This is a genomic window from Streptomyces sp. NPDC057474 (assembly GCF_042802555.1).
Classification (GTDB): domain Bacteria; phylum Actinomycetota; class Actinomycetes; order Streptomycetales; family Streptomycetaceae; genus Streptomyces.
Map to the genome: position 1 here is coordinate 1 of NZ_JBHVDX010000208.1, position 18,727 is coordinate 18,727.

17 protein-coding genes and 1 pseudogene are annotated in these 18,727 nt (G+C 69.2%); 14 read left to right on the forward strand and 4 right to left on the reverse strand.

Annotated elements, in window-relative coordinates; all coding sequences use genetic code 11:
- The first annotated feature begins 71 nt into the window (after positions 1-71).
- Complete coding sequence (locus ACFU53_RS37910; RefSeq protein ID WP_384003341.1) at positions 72-794, forward strand: HAD-IA family hydrolase; 723 nt, start codon at positions 72-74, stop codon at positions 792-794.
- A 752-nt stretch (positions 795-1,546) separates the two neighbouring features.
- On the opposite strand, the gene ACFU53_RS37915 is transcribed toward ACFU53_RS37910, so the two are convergent.
- Positions 1,547-2,107 carry a hypothetical protein gene (locus tag ACFU53_RS37915; RefSeq protein WP_384003344.1) on the reverse strand — a complete coding sequence of 187 codons (561 nt, stop codon included), beginning with the start codon at positions 2,105-2,107 and terminating at the stop codon, positions 1,547-1,549.
- Positions 2,108-2,749: 642 nt separating this feature from the next.
- On the opposite strand from ACFU53_RS37915, the pseudogene ACFU53_RS37920 reads away from it, so the two are divergent.
- Positions 2,750-3,065: pseudogene (locus tag ACFU53_RS37920) on the forward strand (DUF664 domain-containing protein); the annotation flags it as partial.
- Between the two features lie 247 nt (positions 3,066-3,312).
- Complete coding sequence (locus tag ACFU53_RS37925) at positions 3,313-3,687, forward strand: VOC family protein (RefSeq protein WP_384003347.1); 375 nt, start codon at positions 3,313-3,315, stop codon at positions 3,685-3,687.
- Positions 3,688-3,713: 26 nt separating this feature from the next.
- On the opposite strand, the gene ACFU53_RS37930 is transcribed toward ACFU53_RS37925, so the two are convergent.
- Positions 3,714-4,298, reverse strand: coding sequence for a Uma2 family endonuclease (locus tag ACFU53_RS37930; protein WP_384003384.1), 585 nt, complete (start codon positions 4,296-4,298; stop codon positions 3,714-3,716).
- A 62-nt stretch (positions 4,299-4,360) separates the two neighbouring features.
- Positions 4,361-4,792 carry an ATP-binding protein gene (locus ACFU53_RS37935; RefSeq protein ID WP_384003349.1) on the reverse strand — a complete coding sequence of 144 codons (432 nt, stop codon included), beginning with the start codon at positions 4,790-4,792 and terminating at the stop codon, positions 4,361-4,363.
- Between the two features lie 123 nt (positions 4,793-4,915).
- On the opposite strand from ACFU53_RS37935, the gene ACFU53_RS37940 reads away from it, so the two are divergent.
- The 7 genes from ACFU53_RS37940 (at position 4,916) to ACFU53_RS37970 (ending at position 12,090) form a co-directional block, all read left to right on the forward strand.
- Positions 4,916-5,800: a helix-turn-helix domain-containing protein gene (locus ACFU53_RS37940; protein ID WP_384003352.1), complete on the forward strand. Its 885-nt coding sequence runs from the start codon at positions 4,916-4,918 to the stop codon at positions 5,798-5,800.
- 11 nt (positions 5,801-5,811) lie between these two features.
- Positions 5,812-6,021 (forward strand): DUF397 domain-containing protein, encoded by a 210-nt coding sequence (locus tag ACFU53_RS37945; protein WP_384003355.1) that lies wholly within the window; start codon positions 5,812-5,814, stop codon positions 6,019-6,021.
- A 361-nt stretch (positions 6,022-6,382) separates the two neighbouring features.
- A complete protein-coding gene (locus ACFU53_RS37950) occupies positions 6,383-8,026 on the forward strand; it encodes an ABC transporter substrate-binding protein (RefSeq protein WP_384003358.1) in 1,644 nt (547 codons plus the stop codon).
- A gap of 6 nt (positions 8,027-8,032) precedes the next feature.
- Positions 8,033-8,956, forward strand: a complete 924-nt coding sequence (locus tag ACFU53_RS37955; RefSeq protein ID WP_384003360.1) for an ABC transporter permease — start codon at positions 8,033-8,035, stop codon at positions 8,954-8,956.
- Positions 8,949-9,965: an ABC transporter permease gene (locus tag ACFU53_RS37960; RefSeq protein WP_384003363.1), complete on the forward strand. Its 1,017-nt coding sequence runs from the start codon at positions 8,949-8,951 to the stop codon at positions 9,963-9,965. Before ACFU53_RS37955 ends, ACFU53_RS37960 begins: the two co-directional genes overlap by 8 nt.
- A 9-nt stretch (positions 9,966-9,974) precedes the next feature.
- Positions 9,975-10,976, forward strand: a complete 1,002-nt coding sequence (locus ACFU53_RS37965; protein WP_384003366.1) for an ABC transporter ATP-binding protein — start codon at positions 9,975-9,977, stop codon at positions 10,974-10,976.
- Positions 10,951-12,090 carry a dipeptide ABC transporter ATP-binding protein gene (locus tag ACFU53_RS37970; protein WP_384003369.1) on the forward strand — a complete coding sequence of 380 codons (1,140 nt, stop codon included), beginning with the start codon at positions 10,951-10,953 and terminating at the stop codon, positions 12,088-12,090. The genes ACFU53_RS37965 and ACFU53_RS37970 overlap by 26 nt, the downstream gene beginning before the upstream one ends.
- Positions 12,091-12,250: 160 nt before the next feature.
- On the opposite strand, the gene ACFU53_RS37975 is transcribed toward ACFU53_RS37970, so the two are convergent.
- Positions 12,251-14,407, reverse strand: a complete 2,157-nt coding sequence (locus ACFU53_RS37975) for a prolyl oligopeptidase family serine peptidase (protein WP_384003372.1) — start codon at positions 14,405-14,407, stop codon at positions 12,251-12,253.
- Positions 14,408-14,630: 223 nt separating this feature from the next.
- On the opposite strand from ACFU53_RS37975, the gene ACFU53_RS37980 reads away from it, so the two are divergent.
- The 4 genes from ACFU53_RS37980 (at position 14,631) to ACFU53_RS37995 (ending at position 18,683) form a co-directional block, all read left to right on the forward strand.
- Positions 14,631-14,825, forward strand: a complete 195-nt coding sequence (locus ACFU53_RS37980) for a hypothetical protein (protein ID WP_005480627.1) — start codon at positions 14,631-14,633, stop codon at positions 14,823-14,825.
- Between the two features lie 124 nt (positions 14,826-14,949).
- Positions 14,950-15,882, forward strand: a complete 933-nt coding sequence (mshB, locus tag ACFU53_RS37985; protein ID WP_384003375.1) for an N-acetyl-1-D-myo-inositol-2-amino-2-deoxy-alpha-D-glucopyranoside deacetylase — start codon at positions 14,950-14,952, stop codon at positions 15,880-15,882.
- A 64-nt stretch (positions 15,883-15,946) separates the two neighbouring features.
- Complete coding sequence (locus ACFU53_RS37990) at positions 15,947-16,378, forward strand: DUF6113 family protein (RefSeq protein WP_384003378.1); 432 nt, start codon at positions 15,947-15,949, stop codon at positions 16,376-16,378.
- Positions 16,379-16,628: 250 nt separating this feature from the next.
- Positions 16,629-18,683 carry a hypothetical protein gene (locus tag ACFU53_RS37995; RefSeq protein ID WP_384003381.1) on the forward strand — a complete coding sequence of 685 codons (2,055 nt, stop codon included), beginning with the start codon at positions 16,629-16,631 and terminating at the stop codon, positions 18,681-18,683.
- Positions 18,684-18,727: the final 44 nt, after the last annotated feature.

Genomic DNA, 18,727 nt, shown 5'->3' on the forward strand with positions numbered 1-18,727 from the left:
CTACAGGGCCTGCCGCATGGCAGGCCCTGTAGCGTTTTGAGGGTCGGCGATCGGATGATGGGGGGCAACGGGTGGCAGTGGACGGGGCGTTGGCCGCCGCAGTGCTGTTCGACGTAGACGGGATTCTGATCGACACCGCCGACGCGCACGGCCGGGTCTGGCGGGCCTGGGCGCGGGCGCGGGGGCTGGACCCCCAGGCGGTGTGGCTGACCACGCAGGGGCGGCGGCGGGCGGACATCCTGCGGCTGGTGGCTCCGGAGCGTGATCCCGCCGAGGAACACCGCGCCCTGGACCGGCTGATGGCGGCGGAGGAGCCAGGGTTCCGCGCCTTCGACGGAGCCGCCGAGTTGCTGGGGGCGTTGCCGCGGGGCCGTTGGGCCGTCGTCACCTCCAGTCGTGCGGAGCCCACCGCGGCCAGGCTCGCCCGTACGGGGCTGGTGGTGCCGGAGGTGCGGGTGTGTGCCGAGGACGTGTCCGAGGGCAAGCCGTCATCGGAGGGGTATCTGTATGCCGCCGCCCGGCTGGGCGCCGACCCGGCCCGGTGCTTGGTGGTCGAGGACGCGCCGGCGGGGATCGCGGCGGGGCTGGCGGCCGGTTGCACGGTGTACGCGGTGGCGTCCACGCACCGGCCGGAGGAACTCGGCGACGCGCACGCCTGTTTCGGGTCCCTCCAGGAGGCGGCTGACGCCGTACGGCGTGCGGTGGGCGGAGACGTAACCGGGGAGGGCGCAGCGCGTGTGGTGGGAGAGGGAGCCGTGACAGAAGACGGCTCCGCCCGTCGCGCACGTCCCTGACCGACGTACTCGTGCCCGAGGGCGCCCTGGAGGAGTGATTCGCAGCCCCGAGCCCTACGGCGACCTGCGCAGCCACGACCTCTCCGTGCTCCCCCGAGAACGCCGCACAGGCCCCGGACTCCGCCGAGGGTGTCCTCGTCCTGCTGACCGGCTGGGCGGCGGAACGGCTGCGCCTGGCGCGGGAGGCGGCCGAGCCGGACCCGGAACTGGTCGCGCGCCTAGCGCGCGCCCCGGAGCGGGTCGCACGCTGGGCGGCGGACAGCGGGCGGTACGCCGAACTGCTGCGGCGGGTTCGGGAGATGACACCGCAGGAGCTGCGGCGCGTGGTCGAGGAACTCGGCCCGGTGGACAGGCGGGCCGGGGAGGAGCGCTCGTGACAGGAAAGGCGTCCCGCCCGGGATGTCGTGAATACCTCCAGGACGCCGGTTAATCGTTCGACAAGTGAGCCCGTCTCCGCTGATGCTCCGACGACCGCGAACCAGCTCCTGGAGGAGTCAGTTGCATCCCCACCATCCATCACATCACCTTCGACTGCACCGGCGACCAGTAGACCTCGGCCTCTTCTGGAGCGAGCTCCTCGGCCGCCCGCTGGCCGACGACGACGAACTTGGTGACCCCCAGGCGCTGATTCGGGACCCGGCCGACGGGCCGACCCTGCTATTCGTCCGCTGAAGCGTCCCTGGCGGAGAGGCAACGGTGATGACGACCGAAGGAGGCCCGCCAAGATCCCTCGGGGGCCGCCTTCATGGAACCTACTTCACGTACCTGTACTCAAGGCGCCAGAAGTCGTTGATGCTGCGCTTGGTTGGTGCGGTGATGGTCTTGTTCCACGAGTGCTTGGTGACGGTCCCCTTGCAGTTGGGCTTGGTAGTAGTGATGCTCTTGCCGACCTGGAACTTCTTGGCTTCGTGGAAAAGCCTCATGCGGACCTGGTTCTTGCCCTTGACCTTCTTGGCCTTCATTTCATAGTTCCAGCTCTTGGAGCTGGACCACTCTCCGCCGACGGTCACGCTGAACGATGTGCTCGCCTTGGTGAAGATCACCCCGGCCTCGGCCTCGATACCCGCGGTACCGCTGACGCTCGCGGTCGCCGTGCTGCTCTTGTTGTAGCTGACCGAGACCTCTGAGGCGCTCGTCATGTCCATCCACGTGCTGGCCAGGTTGGTCCCCCTGTACACCGTGGACTTCTTGGAGATGGCGTACTTCTTCACCGGGTCTGGAGCACACGCGGCGAAGGCGGGCGAGCCGGTGACGCCCACCAGACCACCGGTCACGACGACAGAGGTGAGCGTGGAGCTTACAAGTCTCTTCATGGAATTCCTCTACGGGCCATGCCGGTTGGGCGTGGCCGAGCTTGAGCCGTTTGAACACAGCTGGGTGTGGTGTGTGAGGGCGCACGGCCCATGCCGGGCGCGATACTGCAGCCTTCGCGGACCGTGTTCGGTGTTCGCGACGGGAAGTTCAGATCCACCGGTCGCGAACTTCGCGGTACTACCGAGGCCTTTCGCGGATAGCCGTGACCGTGGCTGGCCGGTCGGTGCGTGGCCGCACAGAGCACGAGAAGAGCGAATCGCTCATCAGAACCCCCGTTCAGATGGTCAACGCGTGTACCGGAGGCGGCGCTTGAGCGAGCCATCCGGGGCGCAGGAAGAAGATTGGCTGGGTGCTGGTGAGAAGGCAAGTGGGATGGGCCGCAACGCAGTTCGGGCCTCACTTATATGCCCTGGACGTGGATGAGCAAAGTGACCAAAAGGGAGGTCGAGGAAGTTTTGCTCATGGCGCATGGGTGGGTTTACGCCTCTATGCCCACCACCTAGTGAGATCTATATCTCACTGACCATTCTCTTCGCGATGCGAAAGGTATCCAATCTCAATTCTTCCTCAAGCGCGGAGCACCTTCGGGGCTCCGGAAATTGGTTTGTCACTCGGGCCGGTGTCGGGGATGGTTGCCGACGATGACGAAATGCACCGATATGCCTCCCGCCTGCGGCGAGCGGACGCGGCTGACCACCTTTCTCGACTACGCACGGGGCACCGCGCTCGCCAAGTGTGAAGGCGTATCACCACAGGACGCGCGGAAAGCGCCGCTGCCGGGATCGCCGCTCATGACCTTGTGCGGGCTGATCGGGCACCTGAGGTGGGTCGAGTACTACTGGTTCCAGGTGGTGTTCCTCGGGGAGAGCATGGCCGGGCCGCTGCAGAGGCGACCGACGACGACCCGACCCGGAGATGCGCCTCGCCGTCGACGTCCCGCTGCCTCAGCTTTTGGCCCTATGAGGGAAAGACCGCCTGCTACTGCCGAAGTGCTTCGGTGGGTGCGGGAGATGACGCCGGAGGAGCCGCGGCGCGCGGTCGAGTAGCTCGGCCCGGTGGCCCGGCAGGCCGAGGGGCGGTGACAGGGAGGGCGCCTCGCCCGGGATGTGGTGAGTGCCTTCGTGGCACCGGTTAATCGTTCGACAAGTGAGCCCGTCTCCGGTGATGCTCCCGACGACCGCGAACCAGTACCTGGAGGCGTCAGTTGCATCTCACCATCCATCACGTCACCTTCGACTGCACCGGCGACCCGTACGACCTCGGCCTCTTCTGGAGCGAGCTCCTCGGCCGGCCGCTGGCCGACGACGACAAGCCCGGTGACCCGGAGGCGCTGATCGCGGATCCGGCAGGTGGCCCGAGGCTGCTGTTCGTCCGGGTGCCCGAGGGCAAGACGGCGAAGAACCGGCTCCACTTCGACCTGAAGCCGCACGGCCGCACCCGTGCCGAGGAGGTCGAGCGGGCGCTCGCGCTGGGCGCCCGGGTGATCGCGGACCACACCCGCCCCGACGGCGGCGGCTGGGTCCTCATGGCCGACCCCGAGGGCAACGAATTCTGTGTGGAGCGGGGGGAGTTGGGCTGACCTACGCCCTTGGTGCGGGCAGCCCGTCAGGTTGAGCTGTTCCCCGCCTCGCCGTAGCGGCGGAACGCGGAGGTCTCCACCGTCCAGGCGCCGAACGGCACCCTGTCGCCGAAGATGTATGGATCCTTGCGGGAGTATCGGCTCCTGCACGGGTCGGAATGCACCTCGATGGTGCCCGTGCGGGGATCGACGATCATGTAGTGGGCGATCCCCATGGCGGGGTACTCGGTGAGCTTCTCGCCGTAGTCGTTGTCCGGATTGGACGGTGAGACGATCTCGATGACGGCCAGCACCTGGGTTGCGTCGACGGCGAGACCTTCCTCGTCGAGTACAACCTCGGGAATCACGACGGCATCCGGGCGCCGCATGCGACCGAGCTCCGGATGTTCGATCTCGGGACCGTTCGCGCAGATGTAGCCGGGGTGTGAAATGAGGAGTTGCTCGTCGAGTTGCCTACAGATACGACGCACCGTGCCCTCGTGGCGCTTCGACGGGCACATCATGGCCAGTATCGGACCTGACGGGCCGATCTCGACGCGCCATGCTCCCTCAAGCTGCTCAGCGTGAGTCCCGAGTTCCTCCGCGATCGCGCGCATCTTCGCGTACTCCATGTCCCGAGAGTAGCGAGCGGGCGTATGCGGTGCCTCTTGCCCGAGCCATTCCTCGGGCCGTTTCACGCTTCCTCCGTCGGCACCACGCTGAACCACACCGCCTTGCCGTACGGGTACTCCCGTACGCCCCACTCGTCCGCACACGTCTCGACGATCCTGAGCCCGCGCCCGGACTCGGCATCGTTGCCGTACTGGACCTCGACGGGGGCGGGGCTTCCGGGGCCGTGGTCCCAGACCGAGACGATGAGCACCTCCGCGGTGCGCTCGACGCTCACGTAGGCGTCGGCAGGTGAGTGGCGGTACGCGTTGGCGACCAACTCCGAGGCGAGGAGTTCGACGGTGTCGGCTACGCACCCGAGGCGGGTCGCGCGCAGCAGCGCGCGGAGGCCGGCTCTGACGACGGAGGCGGCACGCGGGTCATGGGGGATGAGGAAACCGTACGACCAGTGAGTTTCCGGGAGTTCAGGGGTGCCGGGAGAATCGGGCGTGCGCATGTGGCAGCCTCCAGAGTGAGGTCATGCTGTGACTGGCTCCTCACTCACCGTAGGTGAAATGGTGTGAGATATTCAACCTAGCTGGACGGAATGGTGGTTGATGGATGAGTGGGATGGGGGAACGTGGGGCTAAGGGTTGATCCGACATACCGGCAGAGGCGTTTCGGCCTGGAATTGCGCAGGTTGCGCGAGCGGGCAGGGTTGTCTTCGACTGAGGCTGCGGCCCTGCTTGGTATGAGGCAGCCTCAGCTCAGTAGTGTCGAGGTGGGGAAGACTGGGCTCGCTTCAGAGCGCGTCCAGCGACTTGCGCAAGCTGAAGGTGTGAGTTCTCAAACTTGCGTTCAGGCATTGATCGATCTTGGGCAAAGGTCAGGCAAGGGATGGTGGAGTGAGTACCGGAAGGTGCTGAGTTCAGCGCACCTGGACCTGGCGGAGTTGGAGGACGGTGCCCGTTCCATGGTCACCTACGAGCCGATGTTCGTCCCTGGCATCCTGCAGACGCGCGACTACGCCGAAGCGATCCACCGGGGCGGATACCGGCCGATGACCGAAGAAGGGCAGGCGGCTGCCGTCCGCTTCCGGGTGCGACGTGGCGCCTTGCTGACGGGGGAGCGTCCGCCGAGTCTTCACGCTGTGATCCATGAGGCCGCGCTCAGCGTGTCGCTGGGGGAGCCCAAAGTGATGCGTGATCAGTTGCTTCACCTGATCGAGCTGGCCCGGTTGCCGCATGTGACCATTCAGGTCCTGCCGTCCGACGGCCCCATCCCGTTCGGTACGGGATTCGTGCTACTCACTCCTCAGGTGCGGGAGTTGGGGACTGTCGTGGTCTCCCACATCGAGAAGTCGCTGTACCTCGACGACGAGGAGGCGCTGTCCAGGTACAGGGACTGGTTCGCTACGTTGGCCGGATCGGCGCTGCCCGCCGTCGACCCGGATGCGTCGCCGGAAACCTGTGCGGCCAAGGGGTCGCTCGGCCTCCTGCAGCGGATCCTCTATCCGCTCCTGTAGAAAGGGCTCGCATGTTTGACTTCAGTTGGCAGAAGTCCAGCTTCAGCGAAGGTGGCGCCGCGAACTGTGTCGAAATCGCCGCCAATCCCGCTGGGCGCCCCCACCTTCGCGAAAGCGACACTCCCGCGACCGTCATAGCCGCGACGCCCGAGGCGCTGCACGCCCTGCTCGGTGGGATCAAGGACGAGACCTTCGGCCGGGTAACGGGGCCGACAGACTGAAAGTCCGGCCCGTGCGGTGCGCGGGCCGAGGGCCTGGATCGCGCCTCGACGGCGGGCCCGGCAGGGGCTCTCGGTCGGCGGGCCGTCGGCAAGCGGGAGGCCAGTGCCACCATCGTGCACGCACAAAACCCCGGGTGGCGGATGGTCCGAGTGGGACTCCGCGGACCCTTCGCGGGTGTCGCCCACCGTGCCGCGATGCCGCGTCGGAGACAGTGCGGCCGTGCATTCGGATGGAGACCATCCCCCAGACGGCTCGCGTGATGTGCGCCATGTGTGTAATCGGTCGATATTGGCCGGTAACGGAACAGCGCCGCCGTGCTGTGGCACAGCGCGCACTCGCGCACGTACGAGGAGGCACTCCATGCGTGGAGCCACGCACGCCCGATGGATCGCCGGCGCGGCGGCGCTGGCTCTCGCCGCGACCGCCTGCGGGGGCGGGGACGACAACAGCGGCAGTGGTGGCAGCGGTGACAGTGGCGCGGTGCTCAGCTCCTCGTGGGGGGACCCGCAGAACCCGCTGGAGCCGGCCAACACCAACGAGGTGCAGGGCGGCAAGGTGCTCGACATGATCTTCCGCGGGCTGAAGCGGTACGACCCCAAGACCGGTGAGGCGAAGGACATGCTCGCCGAGGAGATCGAGACGACCGACTCGCAGAACTTCACCATCACCGTCAAGGACGGCTGGACCTTCAGCAACGGCGAGAAGGTCACCGCCAAGTCCTTCGTCGACGCCTGGAACTACGGGGCGAGTCTGAAGAACAACCAGAAGAACGCGTACTTCTTCGAGTACATCGAGGGCTACGACAAGACGCACCCCGACGACGGCAGCGAGCAGACCGCCGACACCCTCTCCGGGCTGAAGGTCGTCGACGACAAGACCTTCACGGTCAAGCTCACCCAGAAGTTCTCGACCTTCCCCGACACCCTCGGCTACAACGCCTTCGCCCCGCTGCCCCAGTCGTTCTTCACCGACCACGACGCCTGGCTGAGCAAGCCCGTCGGCAACGGCCCGTACGCCGTGGACTCGTACACCAAGGGCTCCCAGCTGTCGGTCCGGAAGTGGGACGACTACCCCGGTGAGGACAAGGCGCAGAACGGCGGCGTGGACCTGAAGGTCTACACCGACAACAACACCGCCTACACCGACCTGATGGCGGGCAACCTCGACCTCGTCGACGACGTCCCCGCCGCCCAGCTGAAGAACGTCGAGGCCGACCTCGGCGACCGGTACATCAACACCCCGGCCGGCATCATCCAGACCCTCGCCTTCCCGTTCTACGACGAGACCTGGGGCAAGGACGGCATGGACAAGGTCCGCGAGGGCCTGTCCCGGGCCATCGACCGAGACCAGATCACCGACACCATCTTCCAGAAGACCCGCACCCCCGCCACCGACTGGACCTCACCCGTCCTCGGCGAGGAGGGCGGCTACAAGGCGGGCCTGTGCGGTGACGCCTGCGAGTACGACGCGGCCGCGGCCAAGAAACTGATCCAGGAGGGCGGCGGCCTCCCCGGCGGCCAGGTCAAGATCACGTACAACTCGGACACCGGCTCCCACAAGCAGTGGGTCGACGCCGTCTGCAACTCCATCAACAACGCCCTCGACAACGACAAGGCGTGCGTCGGCAACCCGGTCGGCACCTTCGCCGACTACCGCAACCAGATCACCCAGCGGAAAATGAGCGGCCCGTTCCGCGCCGGCTGGCAGATGGACTACCCGCTCATCCAGAACTTCCTGCAGCCGCTGTACTACACCAACGCCTCCTCCAACGACGGCAAGTGGTCCAACGCCGATTTCGACAAGCTCGTCGACGAGGCCAACGCCGAGGCGGACACGGCGAAGGCCGTGGAGAAGTTCCAGCAGGCCGAGGAGGTCGTCCGGGACAACATGGCCGCCATCCCGCTCTGGTACCAGAACGGCAGCGCGGGCTACTCCGAGCGGCTCTCCGACGTGTCCCTGAACCCGTTCAGCGTGCCGGTGTACGACCAGATCAAGGTCAGCTGACCTCCCGTGGGACGGTACGTCGTCCGGCGCCTGCTGCAGATGATCCCGGTCTTCGTGGGCGCCACACTCCTGATCTTCCTGATGGTGAACGTGATGGGCGACCCCATCGCGGGCCTCTGCGGCGACCGGGAGTGCGATCCGGCGACGGCCGCCCAGCTGCGTCGCGAGTTCGGCCTCGACAAGCCCGTCTGGCAGCAATACCTGACCTACATGGGCAACGTCTTCACCGGCGACTTCGGCACCGCGTTCAACGGGCAGGAGGTCACCGAGCTGATGGCCTCCGCCTTCCCGGTCACCATCCGGCTGACGATCGTGGCGATCCTCTTCGAGATCGTCATCGGCATCACCCTCGGCGTCGTCACCGGCCTGCGGCGCGGGCGCCCCGTCGACACCGGGGCACTGGTGGTCACCCTGGTCGTCATCTCCGTACCCACCTTCGTCACCGGTCTGCTGCTCCAGCTGCTGCTCGGCGTGGAGTGGGGCTGGATCCGCCCGTCGGTCTCCTCCGACGCCCCCTTCGACGAACTGATCGTGCCGGGGCTCGTCCTCGCCTCCGTCTCCCTCGCGTACGTCACCCGCCTGACCCGGACGTCCATCGCGGAGAACTCCCGCGCCGACTACGTCCGCACCGCCGTCGCCAAGGGACTGCCCCGGCACCGCGTGATCCGCAAACACCTGCTGCGGAACTCCCTGATCCCCGTGGTCACCTTCATCGGCACCGACATCGGCGCCCTCATGGGCGGCGCGATCGTCACCGAGCGGATCTTCAACATCCACGGCGTCGGCTACCAGCTCTACCAGGGCATCCTCCGCCAGAACACCCAGACCGTCGTCGGCTTCGTGACGGTCCTCGTCCTGGTGTTCCTGATCGCCAACCTGCTCGTCGACCTCCTCTACGCCGTACTCGACCCGAGGATCCGCTATGCCTGAGCCGCAGCCTCCCGAGCCGCATGTCTCGGGCGGCGGGCGCGCCGCCGAGGACGGGGTGATCGCCGCGACGGGGCTGGACGGCACCATGGATCTGGCCGCCACCGAGGGGGAGACCCTGGAGAAGCGACTGGGCGACGACCCGGCGGGCGGCGGCCCGTCCGACAAGGCCCGCAGTCTCTGGTCCGACGCCTGGCGGGACCTGCGCCGCAACCCCGTCTTCATCATCTCGGCGCTGGTGATCCTCTTCCTGGTCGTCATCTCCCTCTGGCCGTCGCTCATCGCCTCCGGCAACCCGCTCAAGTGCGACCTGTCCAAAGCCCAGCAGGGCTCCGAGCCGGGCCACCCCTTCGGGTACGACGGGCAGGGCTGCGACGTGTACACCCGTACCGTCTACGGGGCGAGGATCTCCATCGCCGTCGGCGTCTGCGCCACGCTCGGGGTCGCGCTCCTCGGATCGGTGCTCGGCGGGCTCGCCGGATTCTTCGGCGGTTTCCCGGACTCGATCCTGTCCCGGATCACCGACGTATTCTTCGCGATCCCGGTGGTCCTCGGCGGCCTGGTGCTGCTGTCCGTGGTCACCAGCAACTCCATCTGGCCGGTGATCGGCTTCATGGTGCTGCTCGGCTGGCCGCAGATCTCCCGCATCGCCCGAGGAGCGGTCATCACCGCCAAACAGAACGACTACGTCCAGGCCGCCCGCGCCCTCGGCGCCTCCAACTCCCGCATGCTGCTACGGCACATCACCCCGAACGCCGTCGCCCCGGTCATCGTCGTGGCCACCATCGCCCTCGGCACGTTCATCGCGCTGGAGGCGACCCTGTCGTACCTGGGCGTCGGCCTGAAACCGCCCAGCGTCTCCTGGGGCATCGACATCTCGGCCGCGTCCCCGTACATCCGCAACGCTCCGCACGCGCTGTTGTGGCCCTCCGGCGCCCTCGCGGTCACCGTCCTCGCGTTCATCATGCTCGGCGACGCGGTGCGCGACGCCCTTGATCCGAAGCTGAGGTGAGCCGCCGCCATGCTGCTCGAAGTGCGTGATCTGCACGTGGAGTTCCGGACCCGGGACGGGGTCGCCAAGGCCGTCAACGGCGTGGACTACGGCGTGGACGAGGGGCAGACGCTGGCCGTGCTCGGGGAGTCCGGGTCCGGGAAGTCGGTCACCGCGCAGGCGATCATGGGCATCCTCGACATGCCGCCCGGGCGGATCACCGGCGGCGAGATCCTCTTCAAGGGCCAGGACCTGCTGAAGCTCAAGGAGGAGGAGCGCCGGAAGATCCGCGGGGCCGAGATGGCGATGATCTTCCAGGACGCCCTTTCGTCCCTCAACCCCGTGCTGAGCGTCGGCGACCAGCTCGGCGAGATGTTCGTCGTGCACCGGGGCATGTCGAGGAAGGACGCCCGTACCAGGGCCGTCGAGCTGATGGACCGGGTCCGCATCCCGGCCGCCAAGGAGCGCGTACGGGACTATCCGCACCAGTTCTCGGGCGGTATGCGCCAGCGCATCATGATCGCCATGGCGCTGGCCCTCGAACCCGCGCTGATCATCGCCGACGAACCGACGACCGCGCTGGACGTCACCGTCCAGGCCCAGGTCATGGACCTCCTCGCCGAGCTGCAGCGCGAGCTGAGCATGGGCCTCATCCTCATCACCCACGATCTCGGGGTGGTCGCCGACGTCGCCGACCGCATCGCCGTGATGTACGCGGGCCGGATCGTGGAGTCCGCCCCGGTCCACGACATCTACAAGGCCCCGGCCCACCCGTACACCCGGGGCCTCCTCGACTCGATCCCGCGGCTGGACCAGAAGGGCCAGGAGCTGTACGCGATCAAGGGCCTGCCGCCCAACCTCATGAACATCCCGCCCGGCTGCGCCTTCAACCCCCGCTGCCCGATGGCTCGCGACCTGTGCCGGACCGACGTACCCCCGCTGTACGACGTGGAGCCGTCGGACGGGATCCGGATGAGTGCCTGCCACTTCTGGAGGGAGTGCCTCGATGACCACGACGGCCACACCGGCTGAGCCGATCCTGGAGGTCAGCGGCCTGGTCAAGCACTACCCGCTCACCGAGGGCATCCTCTTCAAGAAGCAGGTGGGCGCGGTGAAGGCGGTCGACGGCGTCGACTTCGCCCTCGGCGGGGGCGAGACCCTCGGCATCGTCGGCGAGTCCGGCTGCGGCAAGTCCACGGTCGCCAAGATGCTGGTCCACCTGGAACGGCCGACCGCCGGGTCGATCCGCTACAAGGGCGAGGACATCACCAAGCTCTCCGGCAAGGCCCTCAGGGCCGTCCGTCGCAACATCCAGATGGTCTTCCAGGACCCGTACACCTCCCTCAACCCCCGCATGACCGTGGGCGACATCGTCGGGGAGCCGTACGACATCCACCCCGAGGTCGCACCCAAGGGCGACCGCCGGCGCCGGGTGCAGGAGCTCCTCGACGTGGTCGGCCTCAACCCCGAGTACATCAACCGCTACCCGCACCAGTTCTCCGGCGGCCAGCGCCAACGCATCGGCATCGCCCGCGGGTTGGCGCTCCGCCCCGAGATCATCGTCGCCGACGAACCCGTCTCCGCCCTCGACGTCTCCGTCCAGGCCCAGGTCATCAACCTGCTGGACCGGCTCCAGGGCGAGTTCGGACTGTCGTACGTCTTCATCGCGCACGACCTGTCGATCGTCCGGCACATCTCCGACCGGGTCGGCGTGATGTACCTCGGGCGGATCGTGGAGATCGGCCGCGACGCCGAGATCTACGACCACCCGACGCATCCCTACACCCAGGCGCTGCTGTCCGCCGTGCCCGTCCCGGACCCCGAGGCCCGCGAGCACCGGGAGCGGATCATCCTCTTCGGCGACGTGCCCTCCCCGACGAACATCCCGTCCGGGTGCCGCTTCCGCACGCGCTGCTGGAAGGCCCGGGAGAGGTGCGCGCTGGAGGTGCCGCTCCTCGCGGTCCCGGCGGAGTTCCGGCTCACGACCGGTCCGGCGGCCCATGACTCGGCCTGTCATTTCGCGGAGGAGAAGAGGGTGGTGCCGCCGGAGGAGCCGAGTCACGAACCGACCGACGAACCGACCGACGAACCGACCGACGAACCGACCGGCGAACCTGCGGACGATCATGTGAATGGCGTCGAATAGCCATACAAATAGGTATCAACCGCGTTAACACGCAGGCAACTTGGCTGACGTCGTTCCGATATACGGACGCGCGAGTCTAAAACGCGTACGGCCGTGCGGGTGCCGTAAACGGGCCGGGGCTCGCCATGTAGCCCCGGCCCGTTGCCGTGCCCGCTCGTCACTACGCCGGCCCGAGCGAACGCTTCAGGAAGTCCACCTGGAGCAGCAGCAGGTTCTCCGCGACCTGTTCCTGTGGGGTGATGTGGGTGACTCCGGAGAGCGGCAGGACCTCGTGGGGCCGGCCGGCCGCGAGGAGCGCGGAGGACAGGCGCAGGGCGTGGGCGAAGACGACGTTGTCGTCGGCGGTGCCGTGCACGATCATCAGTGGGCGGTGCGGCTCGGCGGGCGCGGACAGCCCCTCGCCCGTGACCAGCGAGCTCTTCGCGTACGCCGCCGGGGCCGTCGTCGGATCGCCCAGGTACCGCTCGGTGTAGTGCGTGTCGTACAGCCGCCAGTCGGTGACCGGGGCGCCCGCGATGCCCGCGTGGAAGACGTCCGGGCGGCGCAGCACCGCGAGGGCCGCGAGCCAGCCGCCGTACGACCAGCCGCGGATCGCCACCCGGGACAGGTCCAGCGGATGCGACTTCGCCAGGTCGTGCAGCGCCTCCACCTGGTCGTCCAGGGAGAGCGTGAAGTCGCCGTCGATCTCCTTCTCCCAGGCGGGGGAGCGGCCGGGGGTGCCGCGCCCGTCGGCGACCACCACCGCGAACCCCTGGTCGGCGAACCACTGCGAGGTGAGGTGCGCGTTGTGGGCGGCGAGCACCCGGGGGCCGTGCGGACCGCCGTAGGGGTCCATGAGAACCGGTAGGGGTGTGACCCCGTCGTAGTCCCTCGGCATAAGCAGGGCGCACGGTACGCGGCGTGCGCCCCCCTGTGTGAACCGCACGCGCGGTGACATACCGGGATCTTCCGCATAGGAAGCCACGGTCGCCACCCTCCCCCAGCCTCCGGCCGGAGGGACCCCCATCTCCCTTCGGCCGCCGTCCCGTAGCACCTGCACCTGGGTGCCCGCCTTCTCCGGGACGGCCGAGACGAGGACGGTCACGCCCCCGGCGCGCACCGCCGAGTGCACGCCGGGCTCCTGCGAGACGCGCTCCACGCCCAGCTCGTTCACGCGGTAGACGTGGATCTCTCCGATCTCCGGCTCGGCCGCCGCCTCACCGGCCGACGCGGAGACCAGCACGTCGGCGTCGGAGACGTCGAGAACCGCGCGGACGTGCAACTGCGGTCCTGTCAGCGGGCGTTCGCCGACGGCCAGCACTCGCGCGCCGCCCTCGTCCGCGACACGCACGAGCTGCCCCGACGGACTCCACGAGGGCACCCCGGGGAAAAGATCAAGCCAATGTGGATCTTCGTCGGCGTGCACCATCCGGGTCGCCCCCGAGTCCGGGTCCACGGCCAGGAACAGCTGGCTGAGCTGGTCCCGCGCCTGCACCAGGATCAGCGGCGCACCCGCCGCTGACCAGTGCACATGCGCCAGATACGGGTAGCGCGCCCGGTCCCACACGACCTCCGTGCGGGTCCCGGAGAGGTCGATCACGAAGAGCCGTACGTCCGCGTTGGCGGTCCCGGCCGCCGGATACGCCACCCGCTGCGGGTCCCTTTCCGGCTGCGCGGGGTCCGAGATCCACCAGCGGCGCACCGGCGTGTCGTCCACACGCGCCACCAGCAGGCGGTCCGACTCAGGTGACCACCAGAAGCCGCGCGAACGGCCCATCTCCTCGGCCGCGATGAACTCCGCCAGACCATGGGTGACGTTCTCCGGCCCCTCCTCGGTGAGCGCCAGATCGTCGCCACCCTCCGCCCCGACGACCCGCAGCGCGCCCCGGGCGACGTACGCGACGTACCGGCCGTCGGGGGAGGGCCGGGGGTCGATCACCGGCCCGGGAACGTCCAGTTCACGTGCCGTGCCGACCCGCAGCTCGGCCACGAAAAGCCGCCCTGACAAGGCGAAAGAGGCCAACTCCACGGCCGCGTCGGTGGCGTAGCCGACGATCCCGGCGCCGCCCTCGCGGAGGCGCTCACGGCGCGCGCGCTCCTCGGCCGACAACTCCTCGGAGGAGCCGGCGAGCAGTGCGCCCGGGTCGGCCGCCACCCGCTCGTCGCCGTCCCGGAGGTCCAGCACCCACAGCTTGTTGGCCCGGTCGGTGCCGGACGAGGACCGGAGGAACACCACGTGGGAACCGTCCGGCGCGACGGAGAACGCCCTTGGCGCGCCGAGCGTGAAACGTTGCGTCCGGGCGTGTCGGCGGGGAAAGGACTCGGGCTGGGTCGTCATCCTCCGACCATATTGGCCATGCGCCCCCTTGTGCGGCCGTGCGCCGATCGATGCGCGCGTATGGATAGTTATGATCACTACCGCTGGGTGGGTATGAACCTGCTGGCCGCTGTATGGATTTACAACTGCGTCACCCACGTCACCGGTTGACGACGGCCCGCCGTCAGCCTTCGACAACTGCTTCGGTCCCCAGGTCCCAGGGAACTTTTGGAGGTGAGCCGCCGTGGCACTCTCGATTTCGGCGGTGGTGCTGCTGGCGATCATCGTCTTCATCCTGATCAAGAAGTCAGGGTTGAAGGCACCACACGCGATCATCTGCATCCTGCTCGGGTTCTATCTCGCCTCCTCGACCATCGCGCCGACGATCAGCGAGCTGACGACCAACATCGCGGGCATGATCGGCAGCATCAAGTTCTGACGCCTCGGCCGCCGGGGTCTGCCAGGCCTGTCCCACCAGGTCCCCGACCCCTGCGGCCCGACCGTTCCTGTGAATGCCCGCGCCCGGCGCGGGCGCGGGCCGGGCGCCTCGTAGGGTGGGCCCCATGACGGATCTGCCCACCCGCCGACTGCTTCTGGTGCACGCGCACCCGGACGACGAGTCGATCAACAACGGCGCGACCATGGCCAAGTACGCGGCCGAGGGAGCGCGGGTGACGCTGGTGACCTGCACCCTCGGCGAGGAGGGCGAGGTCATCCCGCCCCGTCTCGCGCACCTCGCGCCCGACCGTGACGACACGCTGGGCCCGCACCGGGTGGACGAGCTGGCCGAGGCCATGAAGGAACTCGGCGTCACCGACCACCGCTTCCTGGGCGGCCCCGGCCGCTACCGCGACTCCGGGATGATGGGCGTCGAGCAGAACGAGCGCCCCGGCGCCTTCTGGTCCGCCGACGTCGACGAGGCCGCCACCCACCTGGTCCGGGTGATCCGCGAGGTGCGCCCCCAGGTCCTCGTCACCTACGACCCCAACGGCGGCTACGGCCACCCCGACCACATCCAGGCCCACCGCGTCGCCATGCGCGCCGCCGGCCTGACCCCCGACCCGGACTTCCGCCCGGACCTGGGTGAGCCCTGGGAGATCGACAAGGTCTACTGGAACCGGGTGCCGCGCGGCGTGCTCCTGGAGGGCTTCGGCCGGCTCCGCCGCGACCTCGCCGAGCCCGGACGGCTGCCGTTCAAGCAGGCCGCGAGCGTCATCGATGTGCCCGGAGTGGTGGACGACCACATCGTCACGACCGAGATCGACGGCACCGACTTCGCGGCAGCGAAGGCCGCCGCGATGCGCGCGCACGCCACCCAGATCGAGGTTGCCGAGCCGTACTTCGGCCTCTCCAACCAGCTGGCACAGCCCCTCCTGACCACCGAGTACTACGAGTTGGTACGAGGCAGACGCGAAGGAGGGAGCCGGGAGAGCGACTTGTTCGAGGGGATTCCCGGTATTTCTTTCGAGGAACGGCAGAACGGAACGGCCCTGTGATGCGTACGCATGGGTATGACAAACGAGTGGTGCGCTCGCACGACTGCCGAGAGGCGGGTCGGCCATGAAGCAGACGGACCGCCCGACGGGCGGGCAAGGCGGCGCGCTCGCCCAGCCGTTGACGTTTCCCCCGCTGGGGCGCGCCGCCGCCCACCTGGGGCTCTTCGTGCTGGGAGCGGTGGTCGGCGTGGCCGGCGGGCTGCTCCAAGCGGCCATGTTCCCCGGCGGGTTGCTGCTCGCGTTGGTGGGCGCGGCCGGGCTCTTCCTGGGCGGATCCCGGGCGACGGGCGGCCGAGCGGGGGCCGTTGCGCCGGCCGCCGGCTGGATGATCTCCGTCGTCCTGCTGACGTCCACCCGGCCGGAGGGAGACTTCCTGTTCGGCGCGGGAGTCGGCTCGTACCTCTTCCTGCTCGGTGGCATGTCTGTGGCTGTGATGTGCGCCACCCTTGGGCGGGGGCGGCAACCGGCCGGGCCCGACGCCCGACTTGGGAAGTGACGTACCACTTCGCCGCAGTACGCGGGTGCGGGTCCGGTGTGGGTTTCCCACGCGGTCGTGGGATACGCGTCGGAAGTGGCCAGTATGGTGGTGCGCGCCGCCGAGCTGCCCGCTGAGTTGAGGTCGTGACGGGCGGCGGAGCAAACCGGGAGAACCTGCCTTGAGTCGTGAAACTGACACTTCGTCCTCCGGGGCCAATGGGCGCGGCAGCACCGCGTACCCGTCGGGGACACCGCCGTACGGCACGCCCATGGCCACCGAGGCCGGCGCCGACGCGGCCCGTTCGGCTGCCGGCGAGCGACCGGACGGACCCAGGACCGAGACCACGCTGACCACGCGGGTCCGGATCAACATCCCCGGCTCGCGCCCCATCCCGCCGGTCGTCGTCCGCAAGCCGGTCGGCGACGGCGAGGGCGCCGCGGACGACACCGGGTCCGAGTCGGAGACAACCGGCACCACGGCCATGCCCGTGTTCACGGACCCCCCGGCGCCCGCGCCGGAACCGGCCGGGCCGGCCGACGACAAGCCCGCCAGCGACTGGTTCGCGCCGCGCAGGGGCTCGGCCCCGCCCCCGAAGGGCGCGGGCGGCGGCGCAGGCAACGGGGCCGGGTTCTCCACCGGTTCGATCGGCGGCCAGGGCCCCGGCGCGCCGGGCGGTCCCGGCACGGGACCGATCGTCGGCGGCCCCGGCGGCGCACAGCCCGGTGGCCCGCGCCCCGGCGCGAGCGCCGGCCCCAGGCCCGGCGGTACGAACGGCGCCGGGCTCCCCGGTGCCACCGGCGGCCAGCCGGTCGCTCCCGGCCACGGCGGCGGCACCGGCTCCTTCGACGTCTCGGCCGCGCTGGCCGGCACCAAGCCCGAGCGCGACGACCTGCCGTACTTCTCGGACAACGGCGGCCGTCCCGGCGGCCCGAACGGCCGCTCCGGCCCGGCGGGCCCCACCGGCGGCCCCGTCACCGGCGACAGCCCGCTCGGCCCGCCGCCCGGGCAGGGCGGCCCGGGCAGCCCCTTCGGCGGCCCCGGAGCCGACTTCTCCGCGGCCGGTGCCTCCGGCGGCTACGCCCGCCCAGGCGGCGGCCTCAGCGACGACACCGCGGTCCTCACCCCGCAGCGGCCCGCCCCCGAACCGGGCACCCCGGGCTACGGCGGCCCCGGCCCCCTCGTCGACAACCCCTCCGGGCACACCCTGACCAGCGGCATCCCGGTCGTGCCTCCCGGCACCCAGGGCACGCCGTTCGGCGCGGGCGGCCCCGACGGCGCGGTGCAGCACACCCCGCCGAAGCTGCCCGACCCCGCTCCGCAGCACAAGTCCGGGTCCGGGAAGAACGCGAAGGCGGCGAAGCCGGCCAAGAAGAAGAAGGGCCGCGGCAAGCTCGGCCTCCTCGTCGGTGGCGTGGTCTTCCTCGGCGGCGGCGTCTACGGCGCCGGGCTGCTGATGAACCACTCCGACGTCCCCAAGGGCACCACCGTCCTCGGCGTCGACATCGGCGGCGGCACCCGTGACGAGGCCGTCAACAAGCTCGACCAGGCCTTCGGCGAGCGCACGGACGAGGCGCTGAAGCTCACGGTCGACGGCGAGACCGTCTCCCTCAAGCCCGACCAGGCCGGACTGCAGTTCGACAAGCAGGCCACGGTCAGCGCCGCCGCCGTCAGCGACTACAACCCCGTCTCGGTGATCGGCGCGCTCTTCGGCCAGCAGCGCGTCGTCGCGCCCGTCATGCCCGTCGACGAGGAGAAGCTGGCGGCGGCCCTGCAGCGCGCCGCGGGCAGCTCCGGCTCGGCGAGCGACGGCACCGTCAAGTACGAGGCCGGCCGGGCCGTCGCCGTCTACGGCAAGGCGGGCAAGGGCATCGCCGTCGACGAGTCCACCGACGCCGTCGAGGAGGCCTACCGCTCCCAGGTCGAGACCGGCAAGGCGGCCGCCGTGCAGCTGCCGACCACGACCAAGGAGCCGTCGGTCGACAAGGCCGAGGTCGACCGGTTCATGAAGGAGTTCGCGGAGCCGGCGATGTCCGCCAACGTCGTCGTGCAAACGGACCCCGCGGGCAGCGACCCGCTCCCGATGAGCCCGGAGAACTCCCTGTGGAAGTTCCTGACCGTCAAGACCGTCGACGGCAAACTCGTCGACTCCTACGACGAGAAGGCCCTCAAGGACCTCTACGGCAGCACCTTCGACGGCGTCCTCATCACCCGGGCCAACGGTAAGAAGACCCCGGTCACCGTCGAGGACGTCTACGGCGCCCTCCGCCTGGCCCTGAAGAGCAAGACGGACCGCACGGCGGTCATCGAGACGGACCCGAGCTAGCCGGTCCGAGCACAGCGCGGAGGGGGCACCCGGCACACGCCGGG